Consider the following 14500-nt stretch of genomic DNA (forward strand, 5'->3'; position numbering starts at 1 on the left):
GTTCGACGCACCATTCGACACCGGATGTTAAAGATCAAGTTAGGTGCTGATCATGCGGTGGGAGGCACTCCTTGCTCCGTCCCCGGCCGCCTGGGGCGAACCCGGAAGGCCGATCCGGCACGCCGCCTCACGTCCGGCGGCGCCGCCTGGTCGCGGGGCCCGGCCGATGGCCCGACCGACAGGTGTGGGGCCCGAAGCAAGCCCCCACCTGCCGCTCACGCCCCGCGCGTCCTACGCCCCGCGCCTGCGCAGCAGGTGCTCGCGCGCGGCCGCGTCGCCCGGACCGCCCCGTTCCCCCAGCCCGGCCGCGATGCGGTCCTGGACCTCCTCCGGTTGATTGCCCGCGTACTTGAACTTCGCACGCACACCGGTCACTTCGAGCCGCAGGCCGCGGATGCCGGGCAGCATGCGGCCGTACGGCGCCTCGCCCGCCGCCGCGCGTGCGGAGCCGCCGTCCGGCTGGAAATGGCCCATCTGGCGATTGAGCAGATCCGCCTTCCTGGCCGGATCGTCCACGATGTGGGCCGTGCACCGGAGCTGGACCGCCGCGTAGAAGCTGGTGGGAACTCCGTTCTCGGGCGGCACGTCCGACGCCGCCTTCCAGGGCCCGGGCACGTACACATGGTCGTCGACCACGCTCAGCAGCACGTCCGGGTTCGCTTCCAGCGCGGCCCACAGCGGATTCGGGCGGGCCAGGTGCCCCACCGCTTCGCCGCGGTCCGCGTCGTACGCGAAGTGGAGGGGCTGGACGTACGGTGGTTCGCCCGCCAGTCCGTTCACGGCGAGCTGCCCGAAGTCATGGGCGGCGAGCCAGCGCTGCCACTCGGTGTCGTCGTGCGGTGCGTCCCAGGGGTGGACCAGCATCACAGGGCCGTCAGATAGTCCGGCAGCGCGATTCCGGGCGCGAGATCCGCGTCGGCGAGCGGGGCGCCGTACTCCCTGCGGACGGGGATCACGCCGGCCCAGTGGGGAAGAGCGAGGTCCTCGGGCTCGTCGTCCACCCCGCCGGTGCGCAGCTTGGCCGAGACCTCGTCCAGGTCGAGGCGGATCACGGCGGTGGCGGCCAGTTCCTTCTTGTTGGCGGGACGGGAGTCGCTCGAGCGGCCCGGCACGACGTGGTCGACCAGCGCGTCCAGGGCCGTCAGCTTCTCCTCGGGGTCGGTGACCTGGTGGGCGATGCCGTGCACCACCACCGATCGGTAGTTGATCGAGTGGTGGAAGGCCGAGCGCGCCAGGACCAGACCGTCGACGTGCGTCACCGTCAGGCAGACCGCGAGCCCCGGGTCGGCCTCGCCCGTCATCCGCAGCGGGCGCGAGCCCGTCGAGCCGTGGACGTAGAGCAGCTCGCCGACCCGGCCGTAGAGCGTGGGCAGCACGACCGGCGCGCCGTCGCGGACGAAGCCGAGGTGGCAGACATACCCCTCGTCGAGTATCGCGTGCACCAGTTCCCTGTCGTACGACGCCCGTTGCGCGGAGCGCGTGGGGACGGTCCGGTCGGTCGGTGAGTAGACGGCGGGCGGCGACGTCGGCTGCTGGGTCCCCTGCATTGACCTCTCCATTGCACTAGTGCATAATCTGCTTTGTGCTAGGAGAATATCGGATCGAGGGGCGGCGCGCAGCAGAGATTGCGGCGAGCGTCGAGCGCGCGGTGGGCGCCGGGGACCTGGAGCCTGGCCAACTGCTGCCGCCCATGCGGGAGTTGGCGGTCGAGCTGGGTGTGAATCCCAACACCGTCGCGGCCGCGTACCGCACCCTGCGAGAACGCGGAGTCATCGAGACCGCCGGGCGCCGGGGCAGCCGGGTGCGGTCCGCGCCGGCCACCACCGGTCGGGATCACATCCGCGTGGACGTTCCCGAGGGCGTGCGCGACGTGTCGAGCGGCAATCCGGATCCGGCGCTGCTGCCGCCGCTGGCACGGGCGTTCACGGAGGCCACCGCACAGGTGGACCTCGAGCCGGTGCTGTACGGAGATGTCGCCGTGGAACCGGAGCTGGCGCGCATCGCGCGGGCCGGCCTGAACGCCGCCGGGGTGCCGGACGGGCCGCTCGCCGTCGTCTCCGGATCACTCGACGCCGTCGAGCGCGTCCTGTTGGCCCACCTCAAGCCCGGGGACGCGGTTGCCGTCGAGGACCCCGGATGGGGCAGGACCCTGGACCTCGTTCCCGCGCTCGGATTGCGCACGGTTCCGGTCGGTGTCGACGACGAAGGCCCGCTGCCGGAGGGCGTACGCGCTGCGCTGGAAGCGGGGGCGCGCGCACTGATCGTCACGGACCGGGCCCAGAACCCCACCGGCGCCGCGGTGAGCGCCGCACGTGCGGGGGCCCTGCGCGCCGTGCTGCGGGAGCATCCCGGAACCCTGCTCATCGAGGACGATCACGCTCACGGGATCGTCGATGTGCCGCTCCACCCCCTCGCCGGGGTGACCCGCCACTGGGCCTTCGTGCGCTCGGTCGCCAAGGCGTACGGGCCCGACCTGCGCCTCGCCGTGCTCACCGGGGACACCGTCACCGTCGACCGGGTCCGGGGGCGGCAGCGGCTGGGGCCCGGGTGGGTGAGCCGGATTCTGCAGCGGGCCGTGGCGCGGCTGTGGGCCGACGGCGCGGTGGACGCGCGGGCGGTGGCGGCGGCGTACGGGGAGCGCCGTGACGCGTTGATCGGCGCGCTCGCGGAGCGCGGTGTCACGGCGCACGGTCGCAGCGGCATGAACGTGTGGGTTCCCGTGCCGGACGAGACCGGAGCGGTCGCGCGGCTGCTGCACGCGGGCTGGGCCGTCGCGCCAGGTGCCAGGTTCCGGTTGAGCGCGCCGCCCGGCATCAGGATCACGGTCTCGACGCTGGCCCCGAAGGAGACCGGCCCGCTGGCGGACGCGGTCGCCGCCGCCCTCGGCCCGGCCCCTGCCCGCAGCTACGTCTAGGTGGTGTCCGACACTTCGCGCGCCCGGCGGGAGGTGTCGGGCACCGCCTGGTTCCGGGGGCCCGCCTTGGGCCTGGCCTGCGTCAGTGCCGCGCCCGCCAGCACGATCACCGCGCCGAGCGGGGTCGACCAGGTCAGCGACTCACCGAGGATCGCGACGCCCGCCGCGGTGGCGATGACCGGGATGAAGTACGTGACCATTTGTGCCGTCGTGGGGCCGACCTCGGCGACCAGCCCGTACTGGATCAGGACGGCGAGTCCGGTGCCCAGGACGCCCAGGGCCGCGACGGCGAGCAGTGGCAGCACCGGGAAGCGGCTGGGCACGGTGGTGAACAGCGGGGTGACCAGGGCAAGTTGGACGGTGGCCAGCAGCAACTGGGCTCCGGTCAGCGACAGATGGGAGTGGCCTGACCCCGCCAGGGTGCGGCGAACGTAGATCCAGCCCACCGGGTAGCTGAGCGAGGCCAGCAGCGCCATCGCCGTACCCGCCGGATTCAGGCCGTGGAAGCCCTGCCAGGCACCGAGCACCGTCAGTACCCCCAGGAAGCCGATGCCGAGACCGGCGACCCGGCGCCGGGTCGGCCGGTCCTCGGAGAGCGCCACCAGGGACAGGGTCATGCCCCACAGGGGCGAGGTGGCGTTGCAGATACCGGCGAGCGTGGACGGGATCGTCAGCTCCGAGTAGGCGAAGAGCGAGAACGGCAGCGCGTTGAGGAGGAATGCGGCGACCGTCAGATGGCCCCAGGTGCGGGCTCCCCGCGGCAGCCGCTCGCGCTTGACGCCCAGCGCCGCCGCAAGCACCGCCGTACCGAACGCCAGTCGGCCGAGCGTGACCTGGAACGGTGCGTACGCCTCGGTGGCGACCTTGATGAGCAGGAAGCTGAAGCCCCAGATCAGGCAGAGGACGCCGAATCGGATCCGCCAGTCGAGGGCGGCCCTGCGGCGGCCTGTGGAAGGGGCGGCGGGGGCGGTTCGACGGGTGGCGACGGTGCTCATGGGCGTAACTCTGGCGCAGTCGATCTCGTAGCACAATCGAGATTTCGCGCATGATACCTCGTAGCATTGCTTACATGATGAACCTGGAGCGACTGCGCACCCTCGACGCCCTCGCCCGGCACGGCTCGGTCAGCGGCGCGGCCGAGGGGCTGCACGTCACGACCTCGGCCGTCTCCCAGCAGATGGCCAAGCTGGAGCGGGAAGTGGGGCAGCGGCTGCTGGCCAAGAACGGGCGGGGGGTACGGCTCACGGACGCCGGCCGTCTGCTCGCCGATCACGCGGCGCGGATCCTGTCGCAGGTCGAACTCGCCCAGGCCGACCTGGAGGCACAGCGCGGACAGGTGGCCGGTGAGCTGCGCCTGTCGGCCTTCCCGACCGCCGCCCGCGGACTGTTCCCGACCGCGCTGGCGGACCTGCGCGCCAGGCATCCCGCACTCCGGCTGCGCTCGAGCGAGCTGGAACCCGAGGCCGGGGTCGCCGGTGTGGTGCGCGGCGACCTCGATCTCGCGATCGTCCTCGACTGGTACAACAAGCCGATGCCGCTGCCCGAGGGCCTGGTCAAGGCGGCGATCCTCGACGATCCCGCGGATGTGGCGATGCCGGTGGGGCACCGGCTCGCCGACCGGACGGAGGTCGACCTGGGGGAGTTCGCCGAAGACGAGTGGATCACCTGGGGCGAGGGCGAGTTCTGCCACGAGTGGCTCATGTTCACTCTGCGCTCCAAGGGCGTGGAGCCGCGTATCGGCCACCGCGCCGCCGAGACGCACACCCAGCTGGGGTTGGTGGCCGCCGGGCTCGGCGTCTGCGTCGCACCGCTGCTCGGGCGCGATCCCATGCCGCCCGGAGTGGTGACCGTCCCGGTGCGACAGCGCGTGCGGCGGCACGTCTACGTGGTGTGGCGGGCGGACGCCGACCGCCGGCCGTCGATCCGGGCGGCGGTGGAGGCGCTGCGGGCGGCCGGGCAGGCGGTCTCGGCCGGGTCAACGGCGAGTCAGGCGGTCTCGGCCGGGTGAAGGGCGACGGCGACGCCGCCGGCCGGGCAGGCGGTCTCGGCCGGGTCAACGGCGAGTCAGGCGGTCTCGGCCGGGCTACAACGAGCCCAGCTTGCGGAAGTCCCAGGAGACGATCTTCTTCGGTGTCAGCCGCAGCCATGCGTGGCTGCCGTCGTGCGGCATCTCCTCCAGGCCGAAGTTCTTGCGCGCGAACAGCGTCTCCGGAATGTCGAGTTCGGCGCACAGCTCTCCGGTGCGGGGGATCTCGCCCACGAACTCCACCGTCCCGGACAGCTCGGCACCGCGCAGCTGTTCGTACTCCTCGCCCGTGTCGACAACGACGGCGATCCGCGGATCGCGGCGCAGTTCGGTCCAGCGCTTGCTGCGCACGACGGAGTACAGCCAGAGCGAGATGCCGTCCCACGCGAACCACAGGGTGCTCACGTGCGGGGCGCCGTCGGCCGACACGGTCGCCACCCGGCAGGTGCGCTGAGCGGTGAGGAAGTCATCCAGCTCGCCGGGCGTCATCATGATCTTCCGGCCCCGGCGCTGAGTGTCGGTCATGCGTCCCCCTCTTCTTCTCCCACGTCGTGTCAGAGAGAATCTCTGACATCACGTCAGAAAAGAATGGGGTGCCTTCCGTCCGCCCGCAATGGTCGCTACTCTCGCCGGTTCCGGCCGTCGACGTCAGGGGGAGCCATGCCGTCGTACGAACAGCTCAGTGAACTCCTGCAACCCCGGACCACGGTGCTGCTCACCGTGGAGTGCCAGCAGGGCGTCGTGGGGCCGGACAGCGCGCTGCCCGAACTCGCCGTACAGGCACGCTCGTCGGGCGCGCTCGCCAACGTGGCCCGGCTGGTCGCCGCCGCGCACGAGGGCGGGGTGCAGGTGATCCACGCGATTGCCGAGCGCCGCCCGGACGGCCGGGGCGCGAACCGCAACGCCCGCCTCTTCCGCGCCGCCGAACGGCTCCCGCTCCAGCAGCTGTCCGGCACCGCGGCGGTGCGCGTCGCGCCGCCCGTCGAGGTGGCGGAGGAGGACCTCGTCGTACGCCGGCTGCACGGGCTGTCGCCCCTGGCCGGCACCGAGGTCGACGCGCTGCTCCGCAACCTGGGCTGCCGCACCCTGATCGTCACCGGCGTCTCGGCGAACGTGGCGATCCCCAACGCGGTGTTCGACGCCGTCAACCGCGGCTACACCGCCGTCGTGCCCGCGGATGCCATCGCGGGGGTGCCCTCCGACTACACCCCCGCGATGATCCGCAACACCCTCGCGCTGGTCGCCACGGTCGCGGCCACGGACGAGGTCCTGGCCTGCCTCAAGCCGCAACGCCGGGCGGCGCGGGCCTGAAGGCAGGGGTCACGCGAGCGTGATCTCCCCCCCGGCCACGGTGATCTTCGCGGGGGGCAAGGGCTGTGTCGCCGGGCCCTTCTTCACACTGCCGTCGGTCGCGGAGAAGTGGCTGTTGTGACACGGGCAGGTGATCACGCCGTTCGCGATGCCCTTCACCGCGCAGCCCTGGTGGGTGCACTTGGAGGAGAACGCCTTGAACTCGCCCGCCGTCGGCTGGGTCACCACCACGCCCTGGTCGGCAAAGACCTTGCCGCCGCCCTGGGGGATGTCGGAGGTCTTCGCCAGCACCTTGCCGCCGGAGCCGCCCGAGGCGTTGCCGCCGCCCGTGCCGCCGGTGCCGGTGCTGGCACCGGTGCTCGCGGAGCTGCCGTTCTGCATGTCTGAGGAGCCCGACGACGACTTGTTGTCCGAGCCCCCGCACGCGGTCAGCGCGACGGCGAGCCCGGTCGCGCCGACCGCCGCCACGACCGTGCGGCGGGCTGGTGCCGGAGCGGGCTGAAGCGATTCGCTGGTCATGCTGACGTTCCCTTCCACGGATGTCGTCGATCTGCACGGTGGTACGGCTCCAGGGGGGCGGACGTTCAGACGGTGTCGACATCTTGACCCGTTCGGGATCCGCGGGCCGCAAGCCGTGCGCGGTCCGTGTCCGGGCGGCCCGAACTCCCCAGTAGCCTGGGGCGATGCTCAAGGAAGTCATCGCGACCCGTTACATCACGCCGCTGCGTGAGGGCGGTTCGCTGCCGGGGCTCGTGGAGGCGGACGACCTCGGGACCTACGTGATGAAGTTCACCGGCGCCGGACAGGGCCGCAAGACGCTCGTCGCCGAGATCGTCTGCGGTGAACTGGGCCGCCGGCTCGGCCTGCGGGTGCCCGGCCTGGTGACGATCGGCCTCGACCCGGTGCTGGGCCTTGGCGAGCCCGACCAGGAGGTGCAGGAACTGCTCAAGGCGAGCGGCGGACTCAACCTCGGCATGGACTTCCTCAGCCGCGCGATCGGCTTCGACCCGCTGGCCTTCGAGGTCGGCTGCGAGGAGGCCGGGCGCATCGTCTGGTTCGACGCTCTTGTGGGCAATGTCGACCGCTCCTGGCGCAACCCCAACCTGCTCGTGTGGCATGGCGACCTGTGGCTCATCGACCACGGCGCCACCATGATCTGGCACCACAACTGGCCCGGCGCCGAGGCCTCCGCGCTGAGGCCCTACGACGCCTCCGACCACGCTCTTGCCCCCTTCGCACCCGACGTGGCGGGTGCCGCCGCCGAACTGGCCCCGCTCGTCACCGAGGAACTGCTGGCCGAGGTGACCGCCGCGGTCCCGGACGAGTGGCTGACAGGCGAACCGGGCTTCGACACCCCGGACGCGCTGCGCCGGGCCTATGCGCGACCGCTGCTCGCCCGCGCCGCCTTCATCCATGAACGCATCCGGGGCATCGAGAGCCTTCGGGGGGACAAGTGAGCTCGGCAGGACAGGTGAGCTCGGCAGGACAGGCGAGCTCGGCAGGACAGGTGAGCGAGCGGGACGTCTTCGAGTACGCCCTGCTGCGGGTGGTGCCGCGGGTGGAGCGCGGCGAGTGCATCAACGCGGGCGTGCTGGTCTACTGCCGCGCCAAGTCGTTCGTCGCGGCTCGGACGCACCTCGACGAGGGGAAGCTGCTGGCGCTGGACCCGGGTGCGGACGTGGCAGGCGTCCGCGCCGCGCTCCGCGCCGTCGAGGGCGTGTGCGCGGGGGGCGCGGCGGCCGGGCAGGCGGCGCACGACGACGCGGGGCGGCGCTTCCGCTGGCTGATCGCGCCCCGCTCGACGGTCGTCCAGCCCGGGCCGGTGCACACCGGGCTGACCGCCGACCCTGCGGCCGAGACGGAGCGGTTGCTGGACCTCCTGGTGAGGTAATGGATCACACGCACCGGGCGTGCCGTTGACACCGGGTGCCAGGGCTTCTAGCGTCACGTCTGCTGAAGGTACTAAGCGGTCGCTCACCCGTGGGGCGTACCGTGAGAGCCGCAGACTTTCCGAAGGTGTTCCAGGCTTTCCAAGGGCGAGGAGAACCAGCAATGTCCACCACTGAGCAGCGGGTGGCCGTCGTCACCGGCGGTGCGCGCGGCATTGGCGCCGCCACCGCCGTACGACTGGCCGCCGAGGGCCGTGCCGTCGCGGTGATCGACCTCGACGAGTCCGCGTGCAAGGACACCGTGGAGAAGATCACCGCCGCCGGCGGCCAGGCGATCGCTGTCGGCTGCGACGTCTCGGACGAGGCGCAGGTCGAGGCGGCCGTCGCGCGTATCGCCGAGGAACTGGGCGCGCCCACGATCCTCGTCAACAACGCGGGTGTCCTCCGTGACAACCTGTTGTTCAAGATGAGCGTCTCGGACTGGGACACGGTCATGAACGTGCATCTGCGTGGTGCCTTCCTGATGTCGCGCGCGGTGCAGAAGCACATGGTGGACGCGGGCTTCGGCCGTATCGTCAACCTCTCCTCGTCCTCCGCGCTCGGCAACCGCGGCCAGGTGAACTACTCCGCAGCCAAGGCCGGCCTGCAGGGCTTCACCAAGACCCTGGCCAAGGAACTCGGCAAGTTCGGCATCACCGCCAACGCCGTCGCCCCCGGCTTCATCGCCACCGAGATGACCAAGGCCACCGCCGACCGCGTCGGCATGGGCTTCGAGGACTTCAAGGCCGTGGCCGCCACCCAGATCCCCGTGCAGCGCGTCGGCGAGCCGGACGACATCGCCAACGCGATCGCCTTCTTCACGGGCGAGGCGGCCGGATTCGTCTCCGGTCAGGTGCTGTACGTCGCCGGCGGACCGCTCGACTAGGGCCGGGGGCAGCAGAACATGACTTCGGAACTCTCCGGCAAGGTCGCCCTGGTCACGGGCGCCAGCCGCGGTATCGGCTACGGCATCGCCGAGGCGCTCATCGCGCGCGGCGACCGCGTCTGCATCACCGGACGCAACGAGGACGCCCTGAAGGAGGCCGTCGAGAAGCTCGGCGCCGACCGCGTCATCGGCGTCGCGGGCAAGGCGCACGACGAGGCCCACCAGGCCATCGCCGTGGAGCGCACCATGGAGGCCTTCGGCCGCGTCGACTTCCTGGTCAACAACGCCGGTACGAATCCGGTGTTCGGCCCGATCGCCGAACTCGACCTGAACGTGGCGCGCAAGGTGTTCGAGACGAACGTCGTCTCGGCGCTCGGCTTCGCGCAGCAGACCTGGAAGGCCTGGCAGAGCGAGAACGGCGGCGCCATCGTCAACATCGCCTCCGTGGCCGGTGTCTCCGCCTCACCGTTCATAGGCGCGTACGGCATCAGCAAGGCCGCCATGATCAACCTGACCCTGCAGCTCGCGCACGAGTTCGCGCCCAGGGTGCGGGTCAACTCGATCGCGCCGGCCGTGGTGAAGACCAAGTTCGCGCAGGCCCTGTACGAGGGCCGGGAGGCGGAGGCCGCCGCGGCCTACCCGCTCGGCCGGCTCGGCCTGCCCTCCGACATCGGCGGCGCGGCCGCGTTCCTGACGTCGGATCAGTCCGACTGGATCACCGGACAGACGCTCGTCGTCGACGGCGGCGTCTTCCTGAACACGGGGGTCGGCTGACGGACATCTCGACACGGGCGCGGATCGCCTCGAACCATTGACAGAATCCGCGCCCGTGTCCTCGAGAAGCGGTCACGTACGGGGATGACAACGTCGTCATAACGTGCTGGTCACATGCCCCGCCGGAGCACGGTGAACCCGGCGGGGCTCTGCGGTATGGTCGGCCGACCCCTGGTGTGGTAGCTCGAGGAGCAACGCGTGTTCAACCGGAACCGAGGCGTGCGTCAGCTGGCGACGATCGCGTCCATATCGCTCGTGGCCGGATGCGGGATCCTGTCCACGGATTCCTCCGGCAGCAAGGGACCCATCGTGGTGGGCACCACCAGCTCCCCGAGCACGCTGGATCCGGCCGCCTCCTGGGACAGCTCCTGGGAGCTGTTCCGCAACGTGTACCAGACCCTGCTGAACTACCCCCAGGGCGCGAGCCAGCCGGCGCCCGACGCCGCCAAGAAGTGCGCCTTCACCGACAGCACCAACCTGACGTACCGGTGCGTCCTGCGCGGCGGCCTGGCGTTCTCCAACGGCGACAAGCTCGACGCCCGGTCCGTGAAGTACTCCATCGACCGGATCAGACGGATCAACGTGCCCGGCGGCCCGGCGGGTCTGCTGGGCAGCCTCGACCAGGTCGAGACCAAGGGCGACCTCGAGGTCGACTTCCACCTGAAGGAGCCGGACGCCACTTTCCCGTTCGTCCTGGCCACGCCCGCCATGTCGATCGTCGACCCGGCCGACTACCCCGCCACGACGGTGCGCAAGGACGGCGGGACCACCGGGTCCGGACCGTACACGCTGAAGTCCTACCAGGAGGGCAAGGAGGCCCAGCTCGTAGAGAACGGCCGGTACCAGGGCTTCGCCAAGCTGAGCAACAACGCGGTCACCATCCGCTACTTCCAGGACTCCACCAGCATGGTGGACGCGCTCAAGAGCCGGAAGATCGACCTCACCTACCGCGGGCTGGCCGCCTCCGACATCGTCTCCCTCCAGCGCCACGAGTCCAACAACGGCATCCAGCTCGTGGAGAACCCGGGCATAGAGATCAGCTACCTGGTCTTCAACCCGAAGGACCCGTGGGCCGGCAAGATCGCTGTCCGCAAGGCCCTGGCCCAGGTCGTGGACCGGGCGGCGATCGCCCACAACGTCTACAAGGACACCGTCGAACCGCTCTACTCCATGGTCCCGGCGGGCCTGACCGGGCACACCACGGGCTTCTTCGACGAATTCGGGGACCCGAGCACCGCCAAGGCCCGCAAGATCCTCTCCGACGCGGGCATCACCCAGCGCGTCCCGCTGACCCTCTGGTACACCACCGACCGCTACGGCTCCGAGACCGCTCCGGAGTTCCGGGAGATCAAGCGTCAGCTCGAGGCCTCCGGCCTCTTCCAGGTCACCCTCGAGAGCCGCCCCTGGAAGACGTATGTGGAGGGCTACCAGAAGAGCCAGTACCCGGTCTTCGGCCGCGGATGGTTCCCCGACTTCCCGGACCCCGACAACTACATCGCGCCCTTCGTCGGCCAGCAGAACTCGCTGGGTACGCCCTATCCGGCGCCGAAGATCACCGGAGTCCTGCTGCCGGAGTCCCGGCGCCAGAGCGACCGCGGCAATGTGGTCCAGGAGTTCGAACAGGCCCAGCAGATCCTCGTCGACGATGCCCGGCTGCTGCCGCTGTGGCAGGGCAAGCAGTTCATCGCGGCGAACGAGGACATCGCCGGCGGCGAGCGGGCGCTGGACCCGTCGACGATCATGACGATGTGGGAGCTGTCCCGCAAGACCAGCTGGTAGACCGGTCGACGAGGGATTCAGGAGCCCGTTGTCAGTGGTCGCCTGTAGGTTCTGAGACCTGGAAGTGACCGCACATCGGAGGAACTTGAGGTGACCGACATCGCCATGCTGCCGGAGTCCTGGCGGGGCGTTCTGGGCGACGAACTGCAGCAGCCCTATTTCAAGGAGCTCACGGAGTTCGTCGAGGGCGAGCGCGCCAAGGGTCCCGTCTACCCTCCGCGTGAGGAGGTCTTCGCCGCGCTCGACGCCACGCCGTACGAGCAGGTGAAGGTGCTCATCCTCGGCCAGGACCCGTACCACGGCGAGGGCCAGGGACACGGCCTGTGCTTCTCTGTGCGGCCGGGCGTCAAGACCCCGCCCTCCCTGCGGAACATCTACAAGGAGATGCAGGAGGAGCTGGGCACACCGATCCCGGACAACGGCTACCTCATGCCGTGGGCCCGGCAGGGCGTGCTGCTGCTCAACGCGGTGCTGACGGTGCGCGCAGGCGAGGCCAACTCGCACAAGGGCAAGGGCTGGGAGAAGTTCACGGACGCGGTCATCCGTGCCGTCGCGGAGCGGCCGGACCCGGCGGTGTTCGTGCTGTGGGGCAACTACGCGCAGAAGAAGCTGCCCCTGATCGACGACACCCGGCACGTCGTCGTCAAGGGTGCCCACCCCTCGCCGCTGTCCGCGAAGAAGTTCTTCGGCTCGCGCCCGTTCACACAGATCGACGAGGCCGTCGCCCGGCAGGGGCACGAGCCGATCGACTGGACGATTCCGAACCTCGGATGAAGCCGGGGCGGGGCCGGACCGTGGTCCGGCCCCGCCCACCGGTCACCGGCCGTCTCGTGCCGTCACCGTCTTGGCCCGGCGTGTCCACGGAGCCGCCTGACCGCGATCGCCACTGGGGGCGGTTAGCGTCGTGGACGGGGGTCCCCGCTCGAGCAGCCGAGTGTGGGGGAGGGCGACGAGCGTGGAGGACACGGTGGCGAAGCGACAGGAGCAGGAGGCGCCGGACGCCCTCATGACCCGGATCGGACAGGTCGTGATGCTGCACCACGGCGGCGACCGTGAGGAGGCCCGGGACCGCTTCCTGCGCCTGTGGGCGGAGATCGGCGAGGACGGCGACCCGGTGCACCGCTGCACGCTGGCGCACTACCTGGCGGACACGCAGAACGACCCGGCCGACGAGCTCGCCTGGGACCTGCGGGCCCTGTCCGCCGCAGAGGAACTCAAGGACGAGCGGCTCGCCGGGCACGAGGGAGCGCTCGCGATGCGCGCCTTGTACCCCTCGCTCCACCTGAACCTGGCCACGGACTATGTGAAGCTCGGCCGTTCCGAGGCCGCCGGTGTCCATCTGCGACGGGCCCGTGGTGCGGCCGGCGTCCTCGGCGACGACGGCTACGGCGACGGCATCAGGGCGGCGATCGGACGCCTGGAGCGGCGGCTCGCGGAGGAGTGGCCGGGCGGCGGTGTCCCCGAGGCGGGGCCCACGGAGGGTCCCGGCGGAGAGACCCTGGGGCCGCCGAGACGGCCGTAGGGGGCCCGGGAACGTCGGTACGGCCTTTCCACGTTCCCGCCGAGGTCTCCGTACGGGCACTGCGGGCTCAACGCCCGTAGGTGCTCCTGCAGATGACCGCCTCGGGGCTGTCCGGCCGCCACCCTCCGTATGTGCGGCCGAGCGCGCACAGCTCCCCGTTCCTGGGGAACGCCTCGGCGACGGCCGGGGGTACCTCGATCCGCGTCCCCGGGCGGGCCCGCATCGGGTGGGTCCGTGGGTGGGCCTGCCGGTCGTGCGCGTGGGCGACGGGGCGGGCCGGGGTGGCGGCCGGTTGGACACCGGGTGCCGTGCGGGGCGGGCGGTGCGGGGTGGCGACGGTCGGCGAGGGTTCGGCGGAGGACTGGACCATCTCCAGCGCCTCCCGTGCCGGGGCCTGGACGACCCGCGGTTGTGCGCTGCCGTCGGGGCGCAGTGCCGAGGGGGTCGAGGACGGTGGGCCCGGCACGGCCGGTCGCTGGACGGTCACACAGCCGGTGAGGGCCGAGACGGCCACGGTGACCAGGAGCGTTGCGGTGGTCGTCGTTCGCTGCACCCGCGCAACTCTGCTGGGTCCGGCTCGCTTTGGGGGAGCGGACAGGCGGAGGATGCCCCGCACGAGTGATCTCCTGACTCCTACGGAGGGCACCGCCCGCGTCGGGCGCGTCAGTCCCCGGTGGCCCCGTCGACGCGCTCGCGGATCAGGTCGGCGTGACCGTTGTGGCGCGCGTACTCCTCGATCATGTGGGTGTAGATCCAGCGCAGGCTGAAGGGTTCCTCCGAGAACCTGCTGGGCCCCTTGGAGAGGTCGTCCAGTCCGAAGGCGGAGGCGTGGCGCCGGGCGATCTCGATCTCTGCCTGCCAGGTGGCGTACGCCTCCTGCCAGGTGTCGGCCTCGGTGAGGTGGAACTCGCCGTCGCGGTCCTCGTCGCTGTAGTAGATCGGCCCCGGATCCTCACCGACGAGCACCTTGCGGAACCAGCCCCGCTCCACCTCCGCCATATGCCGTACGAGTCCCATCAGGGAGAGCTCGGACGGAGGTACCGAGGCGGTTCTGAGCTGGGCGTCGGTGAGGCCTTCGCACTTCCATGCGAGCGTCTGGCGGTGGTAGTCGAGCCAGCCCTCCAGCATGGTGCGTTCATCGGCGTTCTGGGCGGGTTCACGGCGTGGGACTGTCATGCTCGCATCCTTCCCGACTCCCGTTCCTCCACCAACACATTTCCGGCACCCGCGCTCTTCCTGCGGGAATCCGACGACGTCGCCGACCGGCGGGCCCCCGGCGGGCCCCCGGGTGGGGCCCCGCGCTGGAGTGAGGTCGAGATCGGGGACGCCGTATGCTTCCGAAGAGGGCCCTGTCGGCAAT

At 71.0% G+C, this 14500-nt stretch carries 17 protein-coding genes; 10 read left to right on the plus strand and 7 right to left on the minus strand.

From position 1 onward, the window contains the following. Positions 1 to 231 precede the first annotated feature (231 nt). Together AAW14_RS18545 and AAW14_RS18550 are read right to left on the minus strand one after the other, a co-directional pair. Entirely contained in the window at positions 232 to 864 is a 633-nt protein-coding gene (locus AAW14_RS18545) for an FMN-binding negative transcriptional regulator (protein WP_265564978.1), read from the minus strand. Then, entirely contained in the window at positions 864 to 1547 is a 684-nt protein-coding gene (locus tag AAW14_RS18550) for a pyridoxamine 5'-phosphate oxidase family protein (protein ID WP_265564979.1), read from the minus strand. Before AAW14_RS18550 ends, AAW14_RS18545 begins: the two co-directional genes overlap by 1 nt. 35 nt (positions 1548 to 1582) lie before the next feature. Between AAW14_RS18550 and AAW14_RS18555 the strand changes: the two genes are divergently transcribed. Next, on the plus strand, positions 1583 to 2914 hold the full coding sequence (locus tag AAW14_RS18555) for an aminotransferase class I/II-fold pyridoxal phosphate-dependent enzyme (RefSeq protein ID WP_265564980.1): 1332 nt from the start codon (positions 1583 to 1585) through the stop codon (positions 2912 to 2914). On the opposite strand, the gene AAW14_RS18560 is transcribed toward AAW14_RS18555, so the two are convergent. Further along, positions 2911 to 3909, minus strand: a complete 999-nt coding sequence (locus AAW14_RS18560) for a DMT family transporter (protein WP_265564981.1) — start codon at positions 3907 to 3909, stop codon at positions 2911 to 2913. The two genes, AAW14_RS18555 and AAW14_RS18560, sit on opposite strands and share 4 nt — an antisense overlap. Positions 3910 to 3983: 74 nt before the next feature. On the opposite strand from AAW14_RS18560, the gene AAW14_RS18565 reads away from it, so the two are divergent. After that, complete coding sequence (locus tag AAW14_RS18565; protein ID WP_265564982.1) at positions 3984 to 4922, plus strand: LysR family transcriptional regulator; 939 nt, start codon at positions 3984 to 3986, stop codon at positions 4920 to 4922. A 75-nt stretch (positions 4923 to 4997) separates the two neighbouring features. Here AAW14_RS18565 and AAW14_RS18570 read toward each other — a convergent pair whose 3' ends face one another. Then, positions 4998 to 5465, minus strand: coding sequence for a pyridoxamine 5'-phosphate oxidase family protein (locus tag AAW14_RS18570; RefSeq protein WP_265564983.1), 468 nt, complete (start codon positions 5463 to 5465; stop codon positions 4998 to 5000). Positions 5466 to 5600: 135 nt separating this feature from the next. Here AAW14_RS18570 and AAW14_RS18575 point away from each other — a divergent pair, with 135 nt between their 5' ends. Beyond that, positions 5601 to 6251 (plus strand): cysteine hydrolase, encoded by a 651-nt coding sequence (locus AAW14_RS18575; RefSeq protein WP_265564984.1) that lies wholly within the window; start codon positions 5601 to 5603, stop codon positions 6249 to 6251. Positions 6252 to 6260: 9 nt separating this feature from the next. On the opposite strand, the gene AAW14_RS18580 is transcribed toward AAW14_RS18575, so the two are convergent. Beyond that, a complete protein-coding gene (locus tag AAW14_RS18580) occupies positions 6261 to 6770 on the minus strand; it encodes a Rieske (2Fe-2S) protein (RefSeq protein WP_265564985.1) in 510 nt (169 codons plus the stop codon). Between the two features lie 164 nt (positions 6771 to 6934). On the opposite strand from AAW14_RS18580, the gene AAW14_RS18585 reads away from it, so the two are divergent. From AAW14_RS18585 to AAW14_RS18615, 7 genes are all read left to right on the plus strand, one after another. Then, complete coding sequence (locus tag AAW14_RS18585) at positions 6935 to 7708, plus strand: HipA family kinase (RefSeq protein ID WP_265564986.1); 774 nt, start codon at positions 6935 to 6937, stop codon at positions 7706 to 7708. A 50-nt stretch (positions 7709 to 7758) separates the two neighbouring features. After that, on the plus strand, positions 7759 to 8142 hold the full coding sequence (locus tag AAW14_RS18590) for a DUF3037 domain-containing protein (RefSeq protein WP_265564987.1): 384 nt from the start codon (positions 7759 to 7761) through the stop codon (positions 8140 to 8142). 161 nt (positions 8143 to 8303) lie between these two features. Continuing rightward, the gene (gene fabG / locus AAW14_RS18595) at positions 8304 to 9065 is read left to right on the plus strand and encodes a 3-oxoacyl-ACP reductase FabG (RefSeq protein ID WP_265564988.1); all 762 of its coding nucleotides are present in this window, start codon (positions 8304 to 8306) and stop codon (positions 9063 to 9065) included. Positions 9066 to 9083: 18 nt separating this feature from the next. After that, positions 9084 to 9839, plus strand: a complete 756-nt coding sequence (locus AAW14_RS18600; RefSeq protein ID WP_265564989.1) for an SDR family oxidoreductase — start codon at positions 9084 to 9086, stop codon at positions 9837 to 9839. 198 nt (positions 9840 to 10037) lie between these two features. Further along, a complete protein-coding gene (locus tag AAW14_RS18605) occupies positions 10038 to 11618 on the plus strand; it encodes an ABC transporter substrate-binding protein (RefSeq protein WP_265564990.1) in 1581 nt (526 codons plus the stop codon). Positions 11619 to 11708: 90 nt separating this feature from the next. After that, a complete protein-coding gene (gene ung, locus AAW14_RS18610) occupies positions 11709 to 12392 on the plus strand; it encodes a uracil-DNA glycosylase (protein ID WP_265564991.1) in 684 nt (227 codons plus the stop codon). Positions 12393 to 12585: 193 nt separating this feature from the next. Continuing rightward, complete coding sequence (locus AAW14_RS18615; protein WP_265564992.1) at positions 12586 to 13140, plus strand: hypothetical protein; 555 nt, start codon at positions 12586 to 12588, stop codon at positions 13138 to 13140. A gap of 67 nt (positions 13141 to 13207) precedes the next feature. On the opposite strand, the gene AAW14_RS18620 is transcribed toward AAW14_RS18615, so the two are convergent. Continuing rightward, positions 13208 to 13693, minus strand: coding sequence for a hypothetical protein (locus AAW14_RS18620; RefSeq protein ID WP_265564993.1), 486 nt, complete (start codon positions 13691 to 13693; stop codon positions 13208 to 13210). A gap of 110 nt (positions 13694 to 13803) precedes the next feature. Further along, positions 13804 to 14316 (minus strand): DinB family protein, encoded by a 513-nt coding sequence (locus AAW14_RS18625; RefSeq protein WP_265564994.1) that lies wholly within the window; start codon positions 14314 to 14316, stop codon positions 13804 to 13806. Between the last annotated feature and the right edge of the window lie 184 nt (positions 14317 to 14500).

Source organism: Streptomyces hygroscopicus (assembly GCF_026168105.1).
Lineage (GTDB): Bacteria > Actinomycetota > Actinomycetes > Streptomycetales > Streptomycetaceae > Streptomyces > Streptomyces hygroscopicus_D.